We start from the raw sequence: 19,648 nt of genomic DNA, 5'->3' as shown, positions 1-19,648 counted from the left end.
CCCCGGCGGATGCCGGGATGACGCCGTGTCTGCTGGGGGTCAGCCCCTGTTCTTGGCCGCGTCGCGGCGTTCCTGCCACTTGGCGCGCATCGCCGTGCGGGCGGCCTGGCGTTCCTCGGGGCTGATCGTGCCGTCATGGTTGGCGTCGACCCGGTCGAACATCGCCAGCGGGCCGGCCTGCGCCTCGGCGAGGCTGACCTTGCCGTCCTTGTTCGCATCGGCGCGATCGAACCAATGGCCCATCATCGCCATGCCGCCGCGATGGTGCCCGCCACGCCAGCCGTGCCGGCCATGCTTGCCGTCGCGATCGGGACGGCCGCCGTCCCTGGCGTCGCCGCGCGGCGGCGGGGGCGCGAGAAACTCGTCCTTCGACAGCGTGCCGTTGCCGTCCTTGTCCAGCATCGCGAAGCGCTCGCCCTTCCGTTCCTGGCGCTTCTCGGCGAAGGCGGCGCGCATCTTGGCGCGGGCCGCGTCGGCCTCGGCCTTGGTGACGAAGCCGTCGCCATTGGCATCGGCCTTCTTGAAATGGTCGGCGATCTTCGCCTGCAGCTCCGCGCGGGTCTGTGGCGGGGGCGGACCGTCGCCGCGCGGGCCGGGCTGCGCGACCGCGACGCCGGCCAGCAGGGCGGCAAGCGTGGCGCCGGCGATCAGGGAGGTCTTCTTCATGGGGCATCCTTCATAAGCGTTACATGATGGGGTGGACGGACCGGCAACAACAGGGAAGTGCCGGTCCGCCCTGTGATGCGGTCTAGAAGCCGAATCTTGCACCGATAGTTCGGCGCTGAAATCCGCGTGTCGCGGTTGAAATATATCGCCGTTTCCTGGGCCCGATGCTGAATGGACGTTCAGCATGGCAGGGGACGGCGGGGGGACCTACCCCCGCGACAGCGCCCTGCGGAACAGCGCCAGCCTGTCCATCGCCGCCTGCCGCTCGCGATCGTCGAGGATGCCGTCATGGTCCTTGTCCGCGGCGTCGAAGGCGGCGCCGCCCGCGGCCTGCACCTCGGCGAGCGAGAGCAGCCCGTCGCCGTCGCGGTCGGCCAGGCGATAGGCGATGTCGATCATCCCGGCGGTGCTCAGCGGGCCGTTCTCGTTCAGCGACAGGCGCGGCGTGCCGTCGGGGGCTACATCCATCAGGAACGGCTCGATATCGCGCCGGTCGAGCAGCAGCGAGCGGGCATAGCCGAGCGCCTCCGCCGCCTCGCCGCGGTCGATCCGCCGGTCACGGTTGCGGTCGGCGCCCGCGAAATATTGGGCGAGCGCGCTGTCGAGTCCCTCGCGGGTCATCGGCAGCTCCTGCGCCGTCGCGGGCGCGGCGAGCGCCAGCATCGCGATCATCGCGCCGAGGCGCATGGGCTTCTCCCTCGTTGCAACCGTTTCGTCCTCTCGTACCGCTATCGGCTTGAACGGCGGCCTAACGCATGGCAAGGCGCCGCCGCGCCCGGTCGACGGGGCTGACGGAGACAGAGATGAGCGATGTGAAGCGGGTGGTGCTGGCCTTCTCGGGGGGGCTCGACACGAGCGTGATCCTGAAATGGCTGCAGCAGACCTACCAGTGCGAGGTCGTCACCTTCACCGCCGACCTCGGCCAGGGTGAGGAGCTGGAGCCGGCGCGCGCCAAGGCGAAGCTGATGGGCGTGCCCGACCATCACATCTTCATCGACGATCTCCGCGAGGAATTCGTCAAGGACTATGTCTTCCCGATGATGCGCGGCAACGCGCTCTACGAAGGGCTGTACCTGCTCGGCACCTCGATCGCCCGGCCGCTGATCGCCAAGCGCCAGATCGAGATCGCGAGGGCGGTCGGCGCCGATGCGGTCAGCCATGGCGCGACCGGCAAGGGCAACGACCAGGTCCGCTTCGAGCTCGGCTATTACGGCCTCGCGCCCGACATCCGCGTGATCGCGCCGTGGCGCGAATGGGACCTGACCAGCCGCACCCGGCTGATCGAGTTCGCCGAGGCGCACCAGATCCCGATCCCCCGCGACAAGCGCGGCGAATCGCCCTTCTCGACCGACGCGAACCTTCTCCACACCTCGTCCGAGGGCAAGGTGCTCGAGGACCCGTGGGAGGAGGTGCCCGATTATGTCTATTCGCGCACCGTCAATCCGGAGGACGCGCCCGACCAGCCCGAGATCATCACCATCGACTTCGAGCGCGGCGACGGCGTCGCGCTGAACGGCGAGGGGATGAGCCCGGCGACGCTGCTGACCGCGCTCAACGAGCTCGGCCGCAAGCACGGCATCGGCCGGCTCGACCTGGTCGAGAACCGTTTCGTCGGCATGAAGTCGCGCGGCATGTACGAGACGCCGGGCGGCACCATCTACCATCTCGCCCATCGCGGCATCGAGCAGATCACCCTCGACCGCGGCGCCGCGCACCTCAAGGACGAGCTGGCGCCGCGCTATGCCGAGCTGATCTACAACGGCTTCTGGTTCTCGCCCGAGCGCGAGATGCTCCAGGCCGCGATCGACCACAGCCAGGAGAAGGTGACCGGCACCGTCCGGCTCAAGCTCTACAAGGGCGGAGTCCATGTGATCGGCCGCAAGTCGCCCTACACGCTCTATTCGGAGAAGGTCGTCACCTTCGAGGACGACGCCGGCGCCTATGACCAGCGCGATGCGGCGGGCTTCATCAAGCTCAACGCGCTGCGCCTCCGCCTGCTCGGTCGTCGCGACGGGCGCTGAGGCCAAACATCGTCATTCCAGCGAAAGCTGGAATCTCATTGCCTTCTTTCTGCGACCGGAAAGAACAAGGGAGATCCCGGCTTTCGCCGGGATGACTGCTCTATTCTAGCGGTGGGCGGTAGGTCCTGAAATCCTCCCCAAGCTGCGCTCGGGGAGGATTTTTTCTTTCTGGCGCAATCCGACGATATCGATCGCGCCGTCCCTGAAGTGGCCGACCTCGACGCGGTCGCGGGACAGTTCCTCCAGGAAGACGTCGCCCTTGTCATAGGCCCAGGGACCGAGGCGGAGCAGCCAGACGGTCGGGACCGTGCGGGTCGCGGGAGCCTCGGCGATCGCGCGCAGATGCGCCCGGTCGAGCGAGGGGACGCCGCGCGAGCCGCTGACGTACCAGCTCCCCGGCGGCGGATCGAGGCTGGGGACCGGGGTCGGGATCGGACGGCTCGGCATCGCCAGGCGGCGGTCGCGCACAGCCCGGTCGAACGGCAGCGCGCCCTCGTTGGGATAGGCGAGGACGACGTCGCCGGGCTGGAAGCGCGGGGCGAGCCAGGCGACCGCCTCATACCAGTCGCGGCGGACATGGCCGCGCGATTCGATGTCGATGCCGACCTGCCCGACCAGCATCCAGGCGAGCGCGCCGACCGGCAGCAGCCAGCCGAATCGCCTCCATCCCCACGCGATCCCGAGCGCCATCAGCAGCAGCGCCGGGACGGCGAGCGCGGTCATCGTCCGGATGATGAAGACCGGCGTGATCTGCGCCGAGACGACCAGCGAGACGCCGACCGGCAACAGCGCGAGGATGAGCAGCGCGGCGAGTAGGTCGCGCCGCCGTATGCGCCACAGCAGCGCGGCCCCGCACAGCGCCAGGATCGCTGCCGCCGCGCGGATATCGTCGCGCGGGCCGGTGAACATGTAGGTCGCGCGCCGCCAAAGGTCGACAGTCGAGAATTTGAGCCAGGTCGCCTTGACCCATTCGGGGGCCTGGTCGAGCAGGATGAGGAGCGCCGGCAGCCACAGCGCGATCGCCAGCACATGGCCGCCGACGAACCACAGCCAGTCGGCGCGCGTCATCGTCCGCACCCGGACGATGCAGAGCAGCGCGAGGCCCATTGCTCCGGCATAGAGGGGCCCGAGATTGTGGAGCCACAGCATCAGCGTCCCGCAGCCGAGCCAGCCGGCGAAGGCGGCCCCCGCCAGCGGCCGGCCCTCCGCGCGCCGCTCGGCGATCGCGAGCAGCGCGAGGGTCGCGCCGGCATAGGCCAGGATCATCAGCGGATAAGGCCGGATCTCGCGCGTCATCCAGACCAGCACCGGCGAGGCCGCGACCAGCGCCGCGGCGGCGAGCGCGACCCGCGCGCGGTCGACCCCAGCGATTCGCGCGAGCCGCGCCGCCGCCAGCGCCGCGACCGGCAGCGTCGCCAGCCCGCACAGCAGGCCGAGCATGCGATGCGCGAGCAGCCCGTCGCCCGCCACCAGCGTCCAGGCGCGCAGCAGCGAATAATAGAAGGGCGGATGCGTCTCGTAGCGGGGGACGATGTTCCACAGGAAGTCCCAGCCCTGCGCCGCGGCATAGGCGCTGTAGCCCTCGTCGAGCCACATCGGCTCGGCGCCGAGGTTCCAGGCCCGCGCCCACAGCGCGAACCCCGCGATCAGCGCGGCGGCAAGGAACAGGGCGGGGCGGGGGAGCTTGGCGGCGGTCATCGGCGCCCGCTTATGCCAGACCGGGCCCGCCATGCCAGACTGGATCGCCAACCAGGCCTCGTCCGCTCATCCTGAGGAGCCACTGAGCCTGGCGAAATGGCATCTCGAAGGATCCTTCGAGACGGGTCTTCGCCTTCGCTCAGCCCCTCCTCAGGATGAGCGGATGTCATATCCGCATTATACTGTGGGGCGGCTGGTAGCGTTCCCTGCGCGACAGGCTTCATCCCGCCGCGGCTTTCCAGTAAGACCATCGCCCGATGGTACTCTCCCTTATCGGCTCAAAGCCGTTCTTCGACGACAAGAACCATGCCTTCTGGGTGCTCCAGTCGGCAGGGTGGAGCGGCTATTTCGTGCTGCGCGCGCTCGGCGGCCTGGCCAACAACATGGGCCTGCTGTTCATCGTGCCGACCGCGCTGACCACCGCGACCGGCTATTCGCTGACCCTGCTGATGGCATCGGCCTTCCGCCGGCTGATCAAGCTCAAGCCGATCGTCACCTGGACGGTGTCGATCCTGATCCTGGTGCTGGCGGCGGCGGTGTTCTCGTCGATCGAGACCTGGGCGCACGCCACCTTCTACCGGCCGCAGGAGATGCCCAAGGGCATCCAGTTCTTCGGCGCGATCCTGCTCGACCTCGCGCTGCTCGCGGCCTGGTCCTCGCTCTATTACGGGATCAACTTCTACCTGCTGCTCGAGGAGCAGTCCGACCGGGTCGAGCGGCTCGAAAGCCAGGCGAGCTCGGCGCAGCTGGCGATGCTGCGCTACCAGCTCAACCCCCATTTCCTGTTCAACACGCTCAACTCGATATCGACGCTGGTGCTGCTGAAGGAGACCCAGCGCGCCAACGCGATGCTGTCGCGCCTGTCCTCCTTCCTGCGCTACACGCTCGCCAACGAGCCCGAGGGCACGGTCAGCCTCGCCCAGGAGATCGAGACGCTGAAGCTCTATCTCGACATCGAGAAGATGCGCTTCGAGGACCGGCTGCGCGCCGATTTCGAGATCGATCCGGCGGCGTCGGAAGCGCGGCTGCCCTCGCTGCTGCTCCAGCCGCTGGTGGAGAATGCGATCAAATATGCGGTCACCCCGCTCGAACAGGGCGCCGACATCGTCGTCACCGCCCGTCTGGCGGGCATGGAACCGGATCGTCGCCTGATCATTACGGTCACGGACACCGGACCGGGGTTGAACGATGGATTGACGCGTCCCACCTACTCCACGGGCGTCGGTCTGGCGAATATTCGCGACAGGCTGGCGCAGGCCTATGGCACGGACCACCGATTTGAGGTCCAGACTGACCGACAGGAAGGTTTCGGAGTCGTGATCGACATCCCCTTCCAGTCCGCGAAACAGCGCAAGGATAGTGCATGACGATCCGAACCATTCTCGTCGACGACGAGCCGCTCGCCATTCAGGGCTTGAGATTGAGGCTGGCGGCACACGAGGATGTCGAAATCATCGAAACCTGCCTGAACGGCCGCGAGGCGATCCGGGCGATCAAGACCCACAAGCCCGATCTCGTCTTCCTCGACATCCAGATGCCCGGGTTCGACGGCTTCTCCGTGATCCAGGGGCTGATGGAGGTCGAGCCGCCGCTGTTCGTCTTCTGCACCGCCTATGAGGATCACGCGATCCGCGCCTTCCAGGCGCAGGCGCTCGACTATCTGCTCAAGCCCGTCGACGAGCAGCGGCTGGCCGATACGCTGGACCGCGTGCGCCAGCGCCTCGCCGAGAAGAAGGGCGTCGAGGAGGTCGGCCGCTTGAAGGAGGTTCTCGCCGAGGTCGCCCCCGACGCGGCCGACAGCTATAGCGAGAGCGACGACGCGCCCGCGTCGAACCGCTTCGAGAAGATGATCAACATCAAGGATCGCGGCCAGATCTTCCGCGTCGACGTCGACACGATCGAGCGGATCGACGCGGCCGGCGACTATATGTGCATCTACACCGGCGACAACACGCTGATCCTGCGCGAGACGATGAAGGACCTGGAGAAGCGGCTCGATCCGCGCCGCTTCCAGCGCGTCCACCGCTCGACGATCGTCAATCTCGACCTGGTCCGCCAGGTCAAGCCGCACACCAACGGCGAATGCTTCCTGGTGCTCGATTCGGGCGCGCAGGTGAAGGTCAGCCGCTCCTATCGCGAGGTCGTCGCGCGCTTCGTCCATTGATAATTCCTCCCCTGCGATGCAGGGGAGGAATGAGAGGGAAGCCCATGACGATCCGCCCGCGCCGCAGCGCGCTCTACATGCCCGCTTCGAATCTGCGCGCGATCGATAAGGCGCGCTCGCTGCCCTGCGACGTGGTGATCTTCGACCTGGAGGACGCGGTCGCGCCCGAGGCCAAGACCGAGGCGCGCGCCAATGCGGTGGCGGCAGTGCGCGACGGGGGCTTCGGGAACCGCGAGCTGGTGATCCGGGTCAATGCGCTCGGCACCCCCTGGGCCGAGGATGACCTTGCCGCCGCCGCGACGTCGGGCGCCGATGCGATCCTGGCCCCCAAGGTCAGCGACCCGGAGAGCGTCCGCCGCTACCATGCGGCGATCGCGGCCGCGCCGGCGGCGACCGGTTTCTGGGCGATGGTCGAGACGACCCGCGCGATCTTCCGGCTCGACGCGATCGCCGAGGCGATGACGGCCCGGCCGGGGGCATTCGTGCTCGGCACCAACGATCTCGCCAAGGAGATGGGCGCGCGCCTCACCGTCGAGCGGACGCCGTTCCTCGGCATGATGGCGATGGCGGTCGCGGCGGCGAAGGGCCATGGCCTCGCCATCCTCGACGGCGTCTACAACGCGTTCGACGACGAGGCCGGCCTCGATCGTCAATGCGCCGAGGCGAAGGCCTATGGCTTCGACGGCAAGACGCTGATCCATCCGCGCCAGATCGACCCGGCCAACCGGGCGTTCAGCCCCGACGCGGCGGAGATCGCCTGGGCGCGCGCCGCGGTCGACGGCTTCGCCGCCCCCGAAAATGCCGGCAAGGGCGCGATCAGGGTCGGCGGCGAGATGGTCGAGCGGCTGCATCTCGACCAGGCACGGGCGATATTGGCGATGGCGGATATCGGCTGAGGCCGATGGCCCGGCTTCGGACCGAACAGCCGGAAAGGATCAGCGTCTAAGCGGCGGCGCGGCCGGCGTAAAGGCCGTAAATGTTCGTCTTTCCGCTGTTTTGCCCGGGTGATACTCTCAACGCGACAAGGCTCACCAAGGACGAGAGGGGACTACGCCGACGCGTGCCCAGGACCTGATGCCGCGTGGCTGGCCGCGCATGGCCACGGATCGCCGGACCATCGGGTTCACGGCGCTGTTCGCGGCCATCATCGTCGTGGCGATCCTCAAGGCGGCCCACCTGACCCCGCCGTTCGGCCAGGCCGGCACCGTCGAGATAGCGTTGCTGATCTTCGCGGGCCTGCTGTCGGCGGCGGCGATGGTCTGGTCGTGGCGTTCGCACCTTGTCGAGCGCGACCGGGTCGAGCGGCGCGAGCTGGTCGATGCGGCGGAGCTCGCGGCGGTGATGGTGGTCGACGAGGAGGGGACGATCCGCCATTGGTCGCGCGGCTGCGAGGAACTGTACGGCTGGCCCGCCGCGGCCGCGGTCGGCCGCCGGCGCGTCGACCTGCTCGACACCCAGACGCCCGAGCCGGTCGAGGCGCTGTGGCACCGGCTCCGCACCGCCGGGCGGGTCAGCATCGAGCTGATCGAGCGCCACCGCGACGGCCATGAGCTTATCATCCACGACCACGCAAAGATCATCGGTCATGGCGGCGACCGCCATTCGGCGGTGATCGCCGTCACCGACGTCACCGAATGGCGGCGGGCGGAGGAGGCGCTGCGGCTGAGTGAGGCGCGGCTCGCCACCTCGGTCGCGGTGCAGGGCATCTTCATCTACGAATATGACCTGGTCGCCGGCCAGCCGATCTGGACGACCAGCGGCGAAACCTTCTTCGGCCTCGACGGCGAGGAGACCGGAGCCGGCCCGCGCTACTGGAGCGAGGCGCTCGACGCGCAGGTCCGCGAGGTCGTCGCGACGACGTCGGCCAGCGGCCAGGACCGCGCCCATTTCGACTTCGACTTCCGCCATCCCGACGGTGCCGCCCGGCGCGGCGAAGGCTGGGCGCGGATCATCCGCAACCGCGAGGGCCGGCCGGTGCGCCTGCTCGGCACCCATCTCGACGTCACCGAACGGCGCGAGCGCGAGCAGGAGCTGCGCGCCGGCGAGGCCGAGCGGCGCGCGATCCTGGCGACCGTGCCGGACGCTATGTTCGTCTGCGACGAGCGCGGCCATGTCCGCGCCTGCAGCGCCACCGCGCGCCAGCTGCTCGGCTATGACGAGGGTGAGCTGATCGGACGCCAGCTCAGCGATCTGGTCGACGATCCGCGCGGCCCGGCGGCGGTGCGCCGCGACCTCGCCCGCGCGCGGCAGCTCGGCCCCGGCGACCAGTGGCCGGTGCCGATCAGCGTGCGCCGCGCCGACGGCGAATCGGTGCCGATCTCGTTCGTGCTCGGCGACGCCTATGTCGACGGCGCGCGCATGTACGTCGTGTTCGGCCGCGACATGCGCCCGACCATCGCGACCGAGGAGCGCTTCCATCGGCTCACCAACGACCTTGCCCAGGTCTCGCGCCTCGGCATGATGGGGGAGATGGCGGGCGCGCTCGCGCATGAGCTGAGCCAGCCGCTGTCGGCGATCGTCAACTTCCTCGGCGCGGTCGACCTGATGCTCGACGGCGACGACGACCGCGTCGACATCGCCCGGCTGCGCCAGGCGATCCAGCGCGCCAGCGAGCAGGCGTCGCGCGCCGGGGAGATCATCCGCCGGCTGCGCGCCTTCATCCTGCGCGGCGAGGCCGACATGCGTGCCGAGCCGCTGACCAGCCTGGTGCGCGAGGCGGCGGCGCTGGCGCTGTTCAACAGCAGCAGCTTCGGCATCCGGCTGTCCTATGATTTCGAGAATGAGGGCCGGGTCGTGCTCGGCGACCGGATCCAGATCCAGCAGGTGCTGGTCAACCTGATCCGCAACGCCGCCGACGCGATGACCGCGCAGGGCGAGGGCCGGCGCGAGCTGCTGATTTCCACGAAGATGGCGAGAGACAATTTGATCGAGATTGCGGTGCAGGATTCGGGGCCGGGCATCGCGCCCGAGATGCTGGAGAAGCTGTTCAGCCCCTTCGCCACCACCAAGCGCGAGGGGCTGGGCTTCGGCCTGGCGATCTCACGACGCATCATCGAGGCGCATGGCGGCCAGATGTCGGCCGCCGCGGCGCGGGACGGCGGCGCCGTCTTCCGCTTCACCCTGCCGGTGATGGAGGAGGAAGCGGCGCGATGAACAGCAGGCGTATCTACATCGTCGACGACGACGACGCGCTCCGCCAGTCGGTCGAGGTGCTGCTCGACGTCGCGGGCGGCTTCGTCACCCGCTCCTTCGCCTCGGGCGAGGCGTTCCTCGAACAGGTGCCGCAGATGGAGGCGGGATGCGTCCTGCTCGATCTCAACATGCCGGGGCTCAACGGGCTCGAGGTGCTCCATCGCCTGCAGAAGCTCGACAACCGGTTCGAGACGATCCTGCTGACCGGGCAGGGCGATATCGGCGTCGCGGTCGAGGCGATGAAGTCGGGGGCGATCGACTTCATCGAGAAGCCCTATGACAACCGCATGCTGCTCAACGCCCTCGACAACGGCTTCGCCCGGATCGAGGACCGCGAGAAGGAGGCGAGCGCGATCCAGTCGGCGCGCGACGGGATCGACCGGCTCACCCCGCGCGAGCGCGACGTGCTGCTCGGCCTGATCGACGGGAAGGCCAACAAGATCATCGCCTATGAGCTCGACATCAGCCCCCGCACGGTCGAGATCTACCGCGCCAACCTGATGGACAAGCTCGGCGTGCGCAGCGTCGCCGAGGCGGTCCGCATCGCCTTCGCGGCGGGGCTGGTGCCGGTCTTCCCGAGATAGGCTGACGGGGAATCGGGGTGAGCCGGGGCCCGTGCCGGTTTGACCCGTAACGAGCCGCAGGGATATGCAGGGGCATGAGTTCCGACGCGTCCCGGCCAGAGGCCAAATCCTTCGCCGTCCTCGTCACCGGCGGTGCGGGCTATATCGGCAGCCACGCCGTCCTCGCCCTGCTCGACGCGGGCTGGCGCGTCTCGGTGATCGACAACCTCGTCACCGGCTTCCGCGACGCGGTCGATCCGCGCGCACGCTTCCATGAGGGGGACATCGCCGACGAGGCGCTGGTCGCGCGCATCCTGGCGGAGGACGGAATCGGCGCGATCCTGCACTTCGCCGGATCGGTGGTCGTCCCCGAATCGGTGGCGGACCCGCTCAAATATTATCGCAACAACACCGCCAACAGCCGCTCGCTGATCGAAAGCGCGGTGAAGGGCGGGGTCCGCCACTTCATCTTCTCGTCGACCGCCGCGACCTACGGCATCCCCGACCGCATCCCGGTGCGCGAGGACATGCCGACCGTGCCGATCAACCCCTATGGCATGTCGAAGCTGATGACCGAGGCGATGCTGCGCGACGTCGCCGCGGCGCACCCGATGAACTATTGCGCGCTGCGCTACTTCAACGTTGCCGGCGCCGACCCGCAGGGCCGCGCCGGCCAGTCGACCGCGGGCGCCACCCACCTGATCAAGGTGGCGGTCGAGGCGGCGCTCGGCAAGCGCGCCGAGGTGGCGGTGTTCGGCACCGACTATGCGACCCCCGACGGCACGGGAGTGCGCGACTATATCCATGTCGGCGACCTCGCCGACGCGCATCTCCACGCGCTCGACGCGCTGATCGCGCGGCCGGGCGAGAGCCATGTGATGAACTGCGGCTATGGCCGGGGCTTCTCGGTGCTTGAGGTGCTCGATTCGGTCGACCGCATCGCCGGCACCGCGGTCGCCCGCCGGATGGAACCGCGCCGCCCCGGCGACCCCGACGCGCTGGTCGCCGACAACGCCCGCATCCTTGGCGCCACGCCCTGGCGCCCGAGGCTCGACGACCTCGACACCATCGTAGCGCACGCGCTGGCGTGGGAACGGAAGCTGGCGGGGCGGTAATCCTCTCCCGTTGGTCATCTGGCCGAAGAGAGACATGGACCCCAGCCTTCGGCCAAAGGCCGAAGTTGACGTTTGTTGTGGGATGGGGAAACGGAGCCGCAGGCTCCGCAAGGCCGAACGGCCGCCCGAGCTACTGCGAGGAAAGCCAAGCCGGGCGGATGCCCGGCGCCCGGCGCTTGAGGGCTAAACCAAAAACAAACAAAAAAAGGGCCGATCCCGAGGGGACCGGCCTTGAAAGTTTTAGGAGAGGATGCCTGAAAGGCCCGTTCTTTGTGCAGTTGCGAAGATGAAAATGCAAGCGAAAAATTGCTGCGCCGCCAAAAAAATTTTCAAACCATTGAAAAATAAATATTTATTATATTCACCTCTGTAAGCTCGTTGCAGTTGCGTCGAATCGCGCTCGCACATGCGGAACGACGAGAGGCGGATTGCCAGGCGCTCCCGGCCGCGCCATGTTCGCGTCCGAACGGCGACGGGGAGCGGATATGGCAGGCGGATCGGGCGGGACGGCGGGGCGCGAGCTGACCGTCCGGGGATTGCTGCTCGGTACGCTGATCACCTTCGTCTTCACCTCGGCCAACGTCTATCTCGGGCTCCGCGTCGGGCTGACCTTCGCCACCTCGATTCCGGCCGCGGTGATCTCGATGGCGGTGCTGCGGCTGGTCCGCGGGGCGACGATCCACGAGAACAACATCGTCCAGACGGTCGCCTCGGCGGCGGGGTGCATCGCCTCGATCATCTTCGTCCTGCCCGGCCTGGTCATGATCGGCTGGTGGCAGGGTTTTCCCTTCTGGCAGACCTTCCTGCTGTGCGCCTCGGGCGGGCTGATGGGGGTGGTGCTGTCGGTGCCGCTGCGCCGCGCGCTCGTCACCGGATCGGACCTGCCCTATCCCGAGGGCGTCGCCGCCGCGGAGGTGCTCAAGGTCGGCACCCAGACGCGCGAGGGCGCGGCCGAGGCGCAGGTCGGCCTCCGGACGATCGTCGTCGGTTCGGTCGCCGCAATGGGCTTCGCGGTGATCGGCGCCACCAGGCTGGTCGCGACCGAGGCATCGACCTGGTTCCGGCTCGGCGCCAGCCAGGCTGCGACCGGAGTCTCGGCCTCGCTGTCCTTCGCGCTGCTCGGGGCGGGGCATCTGGTCGGCCTGTCGGTCGGCCTGGCGATGGGGCTCGGCCTGGTCATCGCCTTCGGCGTCGCCACGCCGATCCTGTCGGCGATCGCCGCGATGCCGGGCCCGGCCGAGGCAGCGGCGCTGGCGGCGTTCGGCGGGCAGGTGCGCTTCCTCGGCGCCGGGGTGATCGGCGCCGCGGCGATCTGGACGCTGGGCAAGCTCGCCCGGCCGCTGTGGCGCGGCATGGCGGGCGCGATCGCCGCGTCGAAGGCGCGCAAGGCGTCGGGCGAGGCGCTGCCGATCGAGGAGCAGGACATGCCGGTCGGCTGGCTCGCGATCATCGTCGCGGTGGTGGCGGTGCCGATCGTCGGGCTGCTCTGGCATTTCGCGGAGCAGGGGCCGCTCGCCGGCCACGCATTGTCGCTCAGCCTCGGCTTTTACGTCTATGTGCTGCTGATGGGCGCCTTCGTCGCGGCGGTCTGCGGCTATATGGCGGGGCTGATCGGATCGTCGAACAGCCCGGTGTCGGGGGTCGCGATCCTCGCCGTGCTCGGCTCGGCGCTGCTGCTCGCGATCGCGGTGCAGCCGCTGGCGGGGCGCGAGGCGGGGCCGCAGCTCGTCGCCTTCGCGCTGTTCGTCACCGGCCTGGTCCTCGCCTGCGCGGTGATCGCCAACGACAATCTCCAGGACCTCAAGACCGGCCAGCTGATCGGCGCGACGCCGTGGAAGCAGCAGGTCGCGCTGATCGTCGGCGTGTTCGCGGGGTCTGCGGTGATCCCGCCGATCCTCGACCTGCTCAACGCCGCCTATGGCTTTGCGCCGCTGCCCGGCACCGGCCTGCCGGTCCCGAGCGACCCCCTGCCCGCGCCGCAGGCGACGCTGATCGCCGGCCTCGCGCGCGGCATATTGGGCGAAGGGCTCGACTGGAACATGATCTTCATCGGCGCGGCGCTCGGCCTCGCGCTGGTCGCGCTCGACGGGCTGATGGGGCGCCGGGGCTGGCTCCGCCTGCCGCCGCTCGCGGTCGGCATCGGCATCTATCTGCCGATGTCGGCGACGCTGCCGGTGGTGATCGGCGCGCTGATCGGCTGGCGCTACGAGAAGCGCCGCGCCGATCCGGCGGCGCAGCGCATGGGCGTGCTGCTCGCCTCCGGCTTCATCGTCGGCGAGAGCCTGTTCGGGGTGCTGCTCGCCGGGCTGATCGTCGCGACCGGCAGCGGCGCCCCGCTCGCGCTGGTCGGTCCCGGCCACGAAGGGGCGGCGATGGCGGCGGGGACGGTGCTGGTGGCGGCGCTGCTGGTCGTGCTCTACCGCTGGACCGGGCGGGCGGCGGCGCGGCTGGAGTCCTGATCCCGCGATGACGGGAAGGGAAGGAGCAAGATTGCCATTTGACGGCTCTGCGGCTATGGCGCGCGCCGGCTCTTTCAAATCCTCACAGTCTCAGGTGAACCCATGAAGATCAGCGGCGTGGACATCCGTCCCGGCAACATCATCGAATATGAAGGCGGCATCTGGCGCGCCGTCAAGATCCAGCATACCCAGCCCGGCAAGGGCGGCGCCTATATGCAGGTCGAGATGAAGAACCTGATCGACGGGCGCAAGAACAACGTCCGTTTCCGGTCGGCCGAGACCGTCGAGCGAGTCCGCCTCGACACCAAGGATTTCCAGTTCCTGTTCGCCGAGGGCGAGGACCTGACCTTCATGGACAAGGACAGCTACGAGCAGATCACCCTGCCGCGCGACCTGCTGGGCGACGCGGCCGCCTTCCTGCAGGACGGCATGGACGTGGTGATGGAGCTTTACGAGGAGCGCCCGATCTCGGTGCAGCTCCCCGACCAGGTCGAGGCGACCATCGTCGAGGCCGACGCCGTGGTGAAGGGGCAGACCGCCTCGTCCAGCTACAAGCCCGCGATGCTCGACAACGGCGTCCGCGTGATGGTGCCGCCGCACATCTCCAGCGGCACCCGGATCGTGGTCGACGTCTACGAGCAGACCTACGTCCGCCGCGCGGACTGATCAGAGCCATGCCGGGGCATCGAGCCCTCGGCGCCTCACCCACCCCTAGCCCCTCCCTTGAAAGGGAGGGGGAGAAGAAGACATGGTAGCCCATTCCGGCCTCATCACCGTCATGGACCGCGCCGCGCGCAAGGCTGCGCCGCGGCTGCGGCGCGACTTCAACGAGGTCCAGCAGCTCCAGGTGAGCCGCAAGGGGCCCGCCGACTTCGTCTCGATGGCCGACAAGCGCGCCGAGCAGACGCTGGTCGAGGAGCTGAAGCGCGCCCGCCCCGACTGGGGCTTCATCCTCGAGGAAGGCGGCGAGATCGAAGGCGATCCCGCCAAGCCGCGCTGGATCATCGATCCGCTCGACGGCACCTCCAACTTCCTCCACGGCCTGCCGCACTTCGCCATCTCGATCGCGGTCGAGGAGCCGCGCCCGGGCCAGAAGCGCGGCGAGGTGACCCAAGGGCTGGTCTACCAGCCGCTCACCGACGAGAGCTTCTGGGCGGAGAAGGGCCGCGGCGCCTGGCTGCACGACCGCCGGCTGCGCGTCTCGGCGCGGCGCGAGCTGTCGGAATCGCTGGTCGCGACCGGCATCCCCTTCCTCGGCCATGGCGACATCCGCGAGTGGACCGCGATCTTCGCCGCGATCGCGCCCGAGGTGGCGGGCATCCGCCGCTACGGCTCGGCCGCGCTCGACCTCGCCTGGGTCGCGGCGGGGCGGTTCGACGCCTTCTGGGAGGCGGACCTCAACATCTGGGACGTCGCGGCCGGCATATTGCTGGTGCGCGAGGCGGGCGGCTTCGTCAGCGATTTCCGCGGCGGCGACCGGATGCACGAGCGCAACGAGTATCTCGCCACCAATGATGGCCTCGCGACTCGCCTCCACAAGCTGGTCGCGCAAGGCCTGAAGGGGCTCTGAGGTCCGCCTGAAAGCCGTCATGTCGGCCCCTCGACTGCCTGCAAGGCAAAGGCAGGCGCTCGGGATGAACTTCAGCCAAAGGCTGAAGGCCGGCATCCATGTCCGTCCTCTCCCCGGTGGTCATCTGGCTGGCGAGAGACATGGACCCCTGCCTTCGCAGGGGTGACGGGAGGAAATGGGCGCGACGCGACGAGGTCCGGTCGTCGAAAAACGCCCGGATTTCCGCCTGCTTGTTGCGAATCATTCTCACTTTTCCACGGCTTGCTTCGCCACTGCGGCGCGCCTAAACGTCCCCGCCAAAGGCCGGATTCCCGGCCCCCAGCTCGGAGCCTGTTCATGGCGTCAGTCGCCGCCGGATATCTGCCGATCCTGCTCTTCCTGGGCGTTGCCCTGGTGCTGTCGAGCGCCTTCGTCTTCCTGCCGATGCTGGTCGGCCGGTTGACCGGCACGCATCAGCCCAATCCCGAGAAGCTGGCCGAATATGAATGCGGCTTCCCGGCGTTCGAGGACAGCCGCGCCCAGTTCGACGTGCGCTTCTACCTGATCGCGATCCTGTTCATCATCTTCGACCTCGAAGCCGCCTTCCTCTATCCCTGGGCGGTCTCGCTCGGCGGGATCGGGTTCGTCGGCTGGCTGTCGATGATGATCTTCCTGGTCGAGCTGGCCGTCGGCTTCATCTATGCATGGAAGAAGGGAGCGCTCGAATGGGAGTGACCCTCGATAGCGCGCGCAACCCGTATAAGCCGGAAGGCTTCGGCGAGGTCGTCGCGCCCGATCCCGATTATTTCAAGGCGCTCCAGGCCGAGGTCAACGACAAGGGCTTCCTCGTCACCTCGGCCGAGGAGCTGTTCCAGTGGGCGCGCACCGGCTCGCTGTGGTGGATGACCTTCGGCCTCGCCTGCTGCGCGGTCGAGATGATCCACGTCAACATGCCGCGCTACGACCTCGAGCGTTTCGGCGCCGCGCCGCGCGCTTCTCCGCGCCAGTCGGACGTGATGATCGTCGCGGGTACGCTGTGCAACAAGATGGCCCCGGCCCTGCGTCGCGTCTACGACCAGATGTCCGAGCCCAAATATGTCATCTCGATGGGCAGCTGCGCCAATGGCGGCGGCTATTATCATTACAGCTATTCGGTGGTGCGCGGCTGCGACCGGATCGTGCCGGTCGACATCTACGTCCCCGGCTGTCCGCCGACCGCCGAGGCGCTGCTCTACGGGATCATGCAGCTCCAGCGTAAGATCCGCCGGATCGGGACGCTCGAACGATGAGCGACACCAGCTTCACCTTCCCCCGTTTCGCGCCGAACGACGGGGTGATCGAGGCCGCGACCGCGGCGCTGGGCGCCCGGCTGATCGAGGCACGCACCTGCGTCGGCGAGATCGCCCTGCACGTCGAGCGGGCGAGCCTGGTCGAGACGATGCGCATCCTGCGCGACGAGCTCGCCTATCAGCAGCTCATGGAGATCGCCGGGGTCGACTATCCCGACCGCGCCGAGCGGTTCGAGGTGGTCTACTGCCTGCTGAGCGTCACGAAGAACCACCGCATCCGCGTCCATGTCGGCACCGACGAGGTCCAGCCGGTGCCATCGGTGACCGGGCTGTGGCCGGTCGCCGGCTGGCTCGAGCGCGAGGTGTTCGACATGTACGGCGTGCTGTTCGAAGGCAATGCCGACCTGCGCCGCATCCTCACCGACTACGGTTTCCGCGGCCATCCGCAGCGCAAGGACTTCCCGCTGACCGGCTATGTCGAGCTGCGCTATTCGGAGACCCACAAGCGCGTCGTCTATGAGCCGGTCAAGCTGGCGCAGGACTTCCGCAGCTTCGAGTTCATGAGCCCGTGGGAAGGCGCCGACTATATCCTGCCCGGCGACGAGAAGGTGTCGCCGACCGAGCCCGGCGCGCCGAGCCCGGCCCCCGCGAAGAAGGATGCGGAGCCGGTCGAGGCCAAGGCCCCGCCGCCGACCCCCAAGACCACCGACACCCCGGCCGAGACCGGCGCCGGCGCGGCGGCGAACGCGGCCGCGGCCAAGCCCCGCGCCGCGGCCCGGCCCAAGGCTGCCACCTCCAAGGATACGGGGGGCAAGAAATGAGCGATATCCGCGCCTATCCCGAAGCGGGAACCGACGTCCCCCCCGGCCAGGGCGTGACCGACGCGCCGGCCTCGCCCGACGTGCTGATCCAGAACTACACGATCAACTTCGGCCCGCAGCACCCGGCGGCGCACGGCGTGCTGCGCATGGTGATGGAGCTCGACGGCGAGATCGTCGAGCGCGTCGACCCGCATGTCGGCCTGCTCCATCGCGGCACCGAGAAGCTGATCGAGTACAAGACCTATCTCCAGGCGCTGCCCTATTTCGACCGGCTCGACTATTGCTCGCCGCTCGGCATGGAGCACAGCTACGTCCTGGCGATCGAGAAGCTGCTCCAGCTCGAAGTGCCGCTGCGCGCGCAATATCTGCGCGTGCTGTTCGCCGAGCTGACGCGCATCTGCAACCACATGCTCAACATCGGCAGCCACGTCATGGACGTCGGCGCGATGACCCCGAACCTGTGGCTGTTCGAGATCCGCGAGGACTGCCTCAACTTCTTCGAGCGCGCCTCGGGCGCGCGGATGCACGCGGCCTGGTTCCGGCCCGGCGGCGTCCACCAGGACGTACCGCTCAAGCTGCTGACCGACATCGGCGACTGGCTCGACACCCGCCTGCCCCGCCTGTTCGAGGACGCGGTCTCGCTGTTCGCCGACAACCGCATCTTCAAGCAGCGCAACGTCGACGTCGGCGTGGTGTCGAAGGAGGACGCGCTGGCCTGGGGCTTCTCCGGCCCGATGATCCGTGCCGCCGGCATCCCGTGGGACATCCGCAAGGCACAGCCCTACGACGTCTACGACCGCATGGACTTCGAGGTCCCGGTCGGCACCAAGGGCGACTGCTACGACCGGATCATGGTCCGCATCGAGGAGGTGCGGCAGTCGGCGCGGATCATGAAGCAGTGCCTGAACGAGATGCCCGAGGGGCCGGTCGCCAGCCTCGACCGCAAGGTGGTGCCGCCCAAGCGTGGCGAGATGAAGCGCTCGATGGAAGCGCTGATCCACCACTTCAAGCTCTACACCGAAGGCTTCCACGTGCCGGCTGGCGACGTCTACGTCGCGACCGAGAGCCCGAAGGGCGAGTTCGGCGTCTATCTGGTCTCGGACGGCAGCAACAAGCCGTACCGCTGCAAGATCCGGCCGACCGCGTTCAGCCATCTCCAGGCGATGGACTTCATGATGAAGGGTCACATGCTGGCCGACACCACCGCCATCCTCTCGGCGATCGACGTCGTGTTCGGGGAGTGTGACCGCTAATGTCCGACGCAGCCCATATCCCCGACGAGGCCGAGACCCGCGCGCGCTGGGGCGGTTTCGCCTGGACCCCGGAAAATGCCGAGCAGGCGGAGAAGATCATCGCCCGCTATCCGCCGGGCCGGCAGCAATCGGCGGTGATGCCGCTGCTCGACCTCGCCCAGCGCCAGGTCGGGGCGGAGACCGGTACCCAGGGCTGGCTGCCGGTGCCGGTGATGGAATATATCGGCGCGCAGCTCGGCATGGCCTATATCCGGGTCTACGAGGTCGCGACCTTCTACACCATGTACAACCTCGCGCCGGTCGGCCGCTACCATGTCCAGGTATGCGGCACGACGCCGTGCATGCTGCGCGGCTCCGACGACGTGCTGGAGGCCTGCTACAAGAAGGGCCTGAAGAAGGGCGCGACGACCGCCGACGGCCTGTTCACGCTGACCGAGGTCGAATGCCTCGGCGCCTGCGCCAACGCGCCGATGGTCCAGATCAACGACGACAATTACGAGGACCTGACCTTCGACAGCATGACCGCGGTGCTCGACACGCTCGCGGCCGGCGGCCAGCCGAAGATCGGCCCGCAGATCGAGCGCCAGACGAGCTGCCCCGAGGGCGGCCCGACCACGCTCAAGGAAATGGTCGCCGAGAACCACGACTATCGCGGTCGGTGGGAGGCCACGGGCAATGCTCCGGCATGAGCGGGCTGATCGCCATCGTCGTCACGATCGTGCTGGCGGTCATCCTGATCAAGGTGACCTTCAAGCTGCTCGGCATCGCCATTGCGATCGGGCTGGGCGTGCTCGCCTATTTCGTGGCCGAGAAGCTGTTCGGGAGGCGCGCATGATGCCGCTCTCCCTTTCCCTCCAC

19 protein-coding genes are annotated in these 19,648 nt (G+C 68.4%); 16 read left to right on the top strand and 3 right to left on the bottom strand.

Annotated features, from left to right (window positions below; all coding sequences use genetic code 11):
* Nucleotides 1–39 precede the first annotated feature (39 nt).
* Nucleotides 40–666, bottom strand: coding sequence for an EF-hand domain-containing protein (locus B5X82_RS15200; RefSeq protein ID WP_079649004.1), 627 nt, complete (start codon nt 664–666; stop codon nt 40–42).
* 207 nt (nt 667–873) lie between these two features.
* Nucleotides 874–1,353, bottom strand: coding sequence for a hypothetical protein (locus tag B5X82_RS15195; protein ID WP_079649003.1), 480 nt, complete (start codon nt 1,351–1,353; stop codon nt 874–876).
* Between the two features lie 116 nt (nt 1,354–1,469).
* Here B5X82_RS15195 and B5X82_RS15190 point away from each other — a divergent pair, with 116 nt between their 5' ends.
* A complete protein-coding gene (locus B5X82_RS15190; protein ID WP_079649002.1) occupies nt 1,470–2,687 on the top strand; it encodes an argininosuccinate synthase in 1,218 nt (405 codons plus the stop codon).
* A gap of 105 nt (nt 2,688–2,792) precedes the next feature.
* Here the strand turns inward: B5X82_RS15190 and B5X82_RS15185 are convergent, their stop codons facing one another.
* Nucleotides 2,793–4,436 carry a glycosyltransferase family 39 protein gene (locus B5X82_RS15185; RefSeq protein WP_139385113.1) on the bottom strand — a complete coding sequence of 548 codons (1,644 nt, stop codon included), beginning with the start codon at nt 4,434–4,436 and terminating at the stop codon, nt 2,793–2,795.
* Between the two features lie 206 nt (nt 4,437–4,642).
* Here B5X82_RS15185 and B5X82_RS15180 point away from each other — a divergent pair, with 206 nt between their 5' ends.
* From B5X82_RS15180 to B5X82_RS26805, 15 genes are all read left to right on the top strand, one after another.
* Complete coding sequence (locus B5X82_RS15180) at nt 4,643–5,752, top strand: sensor histidine kinase (RefSeq protein ID WP_079649000.1); 1,110 nt, start codon at nt 4,643–4,645, stop codon at nt 5,750–5,752.
* Nucleotides 5,749–6,549, top strand: a complete 801-nt coding sequence (locus B5X82_RS15175) for a LytR/AlgR family response regulator transcription factor (protein ID WP_079648999.1) — start codon at nt 5,749–5,751, stop codon at nt 6,547–6,549. The genes B5X82_RS15180 and B5X82_RS15175 overlap by 4 nt, the downstream gene beginning before the upstream one ends.
* Before the next feature lie 44 nt (nt 6,550–6,593).
* On the top strand, nt 6,594–7,445 hold the full coding sequence (locus B5X82_RS15170) for an HpcH/HpaI aldolase/citrate lyase family protein (RefSeq protein WP_079648998.1): 852 nt from the start codon (nt 6,594–6,596) through the stop codon (nt 7,443–7,445).
* Nucleotides 7,446–7,644: 199 nt separating this feature from the next.
* Nucleotides 7,645–9,702, top strand: coding sequence for a PAS domain S-box protein (locus B5X82_RS15165; RefSeq protein WP_223811122.1), 2,058 nt, complete (start codon nt 7,645–7,647; stop codon nt 9,700–9,702).
* Complete coding sequence (locus B5X82_RS15160; RefSeq protein WP_079648996.1) at nt 9,699–10,325, top strand: response regulator transcription factor; 627 nt, start codon at nt 9,699–9,701, stop codon at nt 10,323–10,325. The genes B5X82_RS15165 and B5X82_RS15160 overlap by 4 nt, the downstream gene beginning before the upstream one ends.
* 74 nt (nt 10,326–10,399) lie before the next feature.
* On the top strand, nt 10,400–11,419 hold the full coding sequence (gene galE / locus B5X82_RS15155) for a UDP-glucose 4-epimerase GalE (RefSeq protein ID WP_079648995.1): 1,020 nt from the start codon (nt 10,400–10,402) through the stop codon (nt 11,417–11,419).
* Nucleotides 11,420–11,904: 485 nt separating this feature from the next.
* A complete protein-coding gene (locus B5X82_RS15150) occupies nt 11,905–13,878 on the top strand; it encodes an OPT family oligopeptide transporter (RefSeq protein WP_079648994.1) in 1,974 nt (657 codons plus the stop codon).
* A gap of 102 nt (nt 13,879–13,980) precedes the next feature.
* Nucleotides 13,981–14,544 carry an elongation factor P gene (gene efp / locus B5X82_RS15145; RefSeq protein ID WP_079648993.1) on the top strand — a complete coding sequence of 188 codons (564 nt, stop codon included), beginning with the start codon at nt 13,981–13,983 and terminating at the stop codon, nt 14,542–14,544.
* An 82-nt stretch (nt 14,545–14,626) separates the two neighbouring features.
* On the top strand, nt 14,627–15,448 hold the full coding sequence (locus B5X82_RS15140; protein ID WP_079648992.1) for an inositol monophosphatase family protein: 822 nt from the start codon (nt 14,627–14,629) through the stop codon (nt 15,446–15,448).
* A 336-nt stretch (nt 15,449–15,784) separates the two neighbouring features.
* A complete protein-coding gene (gene ndhC, locus B5X82_RS15135; RefSeq protein ID WP_012049182.1) occupies nt 15,785–16,162 on the top strand; it encodes an NADH-quinone oxidoreductase subunit A in 378 nt (125 codons plus the stop codon).
* Nucleotides 16,153–16,716 (top strand): NuoB/complex I 20 kDa subunit family protein, encoded by a 564-nt coding sequence (locus B5X82_RS15130; RefSeq protein WP_079648991.1) that lies wholly within the window; start codon nt 16,153–16,155, stop codon nt 16,714–16,716. Before ndhC ends, B5X82_RS15130 begins: the two co-directional genes overlap by 10 nt.
* Nucleotides 16,713–17,537, top strand: coding sequence for an NADH-quinone oxidoreductase subunit C (locus B5X82_RS15125; RefSeq protein ID WP_079648990.1), 825 nt, complete (start codon nt 16,713–16,715; stop codon nt 17,535–17,537). Before B5X82_RS15130 ends, B5X82_RS15125 begins: the two co-directional genes overlap by 4 nt.
* Complete coding sequence (locus B5X82_RS15120) at nt 17,534–18,790, top strand: NADH-quinone oxidoreductase subunit D (RefSeq protein ID WP_079648989.1); 1,257 nt, start codon at nt 17,534–17,536, stop codon at nt 18,788–18,790. Before B5X82_RS15125 ends, B5X82_RS15120 begins: the two co-directional genes overlap by 4 nt.
* Nucleotides 18,790–19,479, top strand: a complete 690-nt coding sequence (locus B5X82_RS15115) for a complex I 24 kDa subunit family protein (protein WP_079648988.1) — start codon at nt 18,790–18,792, stop codon at nt 19,477–19,479. The genes B5X82_RS15120 and B5X82_RS15115 overlap by 1 nt, the downstream gene beginning before the upstream one ends.
* Nucleotides 19,476–19,625 carry a hypothetical protein gene (locus B5X82_RS26805; RefSeq protein WP_176152570.1) on the top strand — a complete coding sequence of 50 codons (150 nt, stop codon included), beginning with the start codon at nt 19,476–19,478 and terminating at the stop codon, nt 19,623–19,625. The genes B5X82_RS15115 and B5X82_RS26805 overlap by 4 nt, the downstream gene beginning before the upstream one ends.
* Nucleotides 19,626–19,648 lie beyond the last annotated feature (23 nt).

Origin of the sequence: Rhizorhabdus histidinilytica (assembly GCF_900167915.1) — a bacterium.
Classification (GTDB): Bacteria; Pseudomonadota; Alphaproteobacteria; order Sphingomonadales; family Sphingomonadaceae; genus Rhizorhabdus; species Rhizorhabdus histidinilytica.
This window is presented reverse-complemented; position numbering and strand designations above follow the sequence as displayed.

What these genes read in the sequence shown, in the direction of transcription:
- B5X82_RS15200 (WP_079649004.1), bottom strand. Translation starts at nt 666, where the DNA reads ATGAAGAAGACCTCCCTGATCGCCGGCGCCACGCTTGCCGCCCTGCTG.
- B5X82_RS15195 (WP_079649003.1), bottom strand. Translation starts at nt 1,353, where the DNA reads ATGCGCCTCGGCGCGATGATCGCGATGCTGGCGCTCGCCGCGCCCGCG.
- B5X82_RS15190 (WP_079649002.1), top strand. Translation starts at nt 1,470, where the DNA reads ATGAGCGATGTGAAGCGGGTGGTGCTGGCCTTCTCGGGGGGGCTCGAC.
- B5X82_RS15180 (WP_079649000.1), top strand. Translation starts at nt 4,643, where the DNA reads ATGGTACTCTCCCTTATCGGCTCAAAGCCGTTCTTCGACGACAAGAAC.
- B5X82_RS15175 (WP_079648999.1), top strand. Translation starts at nt 5,749, where the DNA reads ATGACGATCCGAACCATTCTCGTCGACGACGAGCCGCTCGCCATTCAG.
- B5X82_RS15170 (WP_079648998.1), top strand. Translation starts at nt 6,594, where the DNA reads ATGACGATCCGCCCGCGCCGCAGCGCGCTCTACATGCCCGCTTCGAAT.
- B5X82_RS15165 (WP_223811122.1), top strand. Translation starts at nt 7,645, where the DNA reads ATGGCCACGGATCGCCGGACCATCGGGTTCACGGCGCTGTTCGCGGCC.
- B5X82_RS15160 (WP_079648996.1), top strand. Translation starts at nt 9,699, where the DNA reads ATGAACAGCAGGCGTATCTACATCGTCGACGACGACGACGCGCTCCGC.
- galE (WP_079648995.1), top strand. Translation starts at nt 10,400, where the DNA reads ATGAGTTCCGACGCGTCCCGGCCAGAGGCCAAATCCTTCGCCGTCCTC.
- B5X82_RS15150 (WP_079648994.1), top strand. Translation starts at nt 11,905, where the DNA reads ATGGCAGGCGGATCGGGCGGGACGGCGGGGCGCGAGCTGACCGTCCGG.
- efp (WP_079648993.1), top strand. Translation starts at nt 13,981, where the DNA reads ATGAAGATCAGCGGCGTGGACATCCGTCCCGGCAACATCATCGAATAT.
- B5X82_RS15140 (WP_079648992.1), top strand. Translation starts at nt 14,627, where the DNA reads ATGGTAGCCCATTCCGGCCTCATCACCGTCATGGACCGCGCCGCGCGC.
- ndhC (WP_012049182.1), top strand. Translation starts at nt 15,785, where the DNA reads ATGGCGTCAGTCGCCGCCGGATATCTGCCGATCCTGCTCTTCCTGGGC.
- B5X82_RS15130 (WP_079648991.1), top strand. Translation starts at nt 16,153, where the DNA reads ATGGGAGTGACCCTCGATAGCGCGCGCAACCCGTATAAGCCGGAAGGC.
- B5X82_RS15125 (WP_079648990.1), top strand. Translation starts at nt 16,713, where the DNA reads ATGAGCGACACCAGCTTCACCTTCCCCCGTTTCGCGCCGAACGACGGG.
- B5X82_RS15120 (WP_079648989.1), top strand. Translation starts at nt 17,534, where the DNA reads ATGAGCGATATCCGCGCCTATCCCGAAGCGGGAACCGACGTCCCCCCC.
- B5X82_RS15115 (WP_079648988.1), top strand. Translation starts at nt 18,790, where the DNA reads ATGTCCGACGCAGCCCATATCCCCGACGAGGCCGAGACCCGCGCGCGC.
- B5X82_RS26805 (WP_176152570.1), top strand. Translation starts at nt 19,476, where the DNA reads ATGAGCGGGCTGATCGCCATCGTCGTCACGATCGTGCTGGCGGTCATC.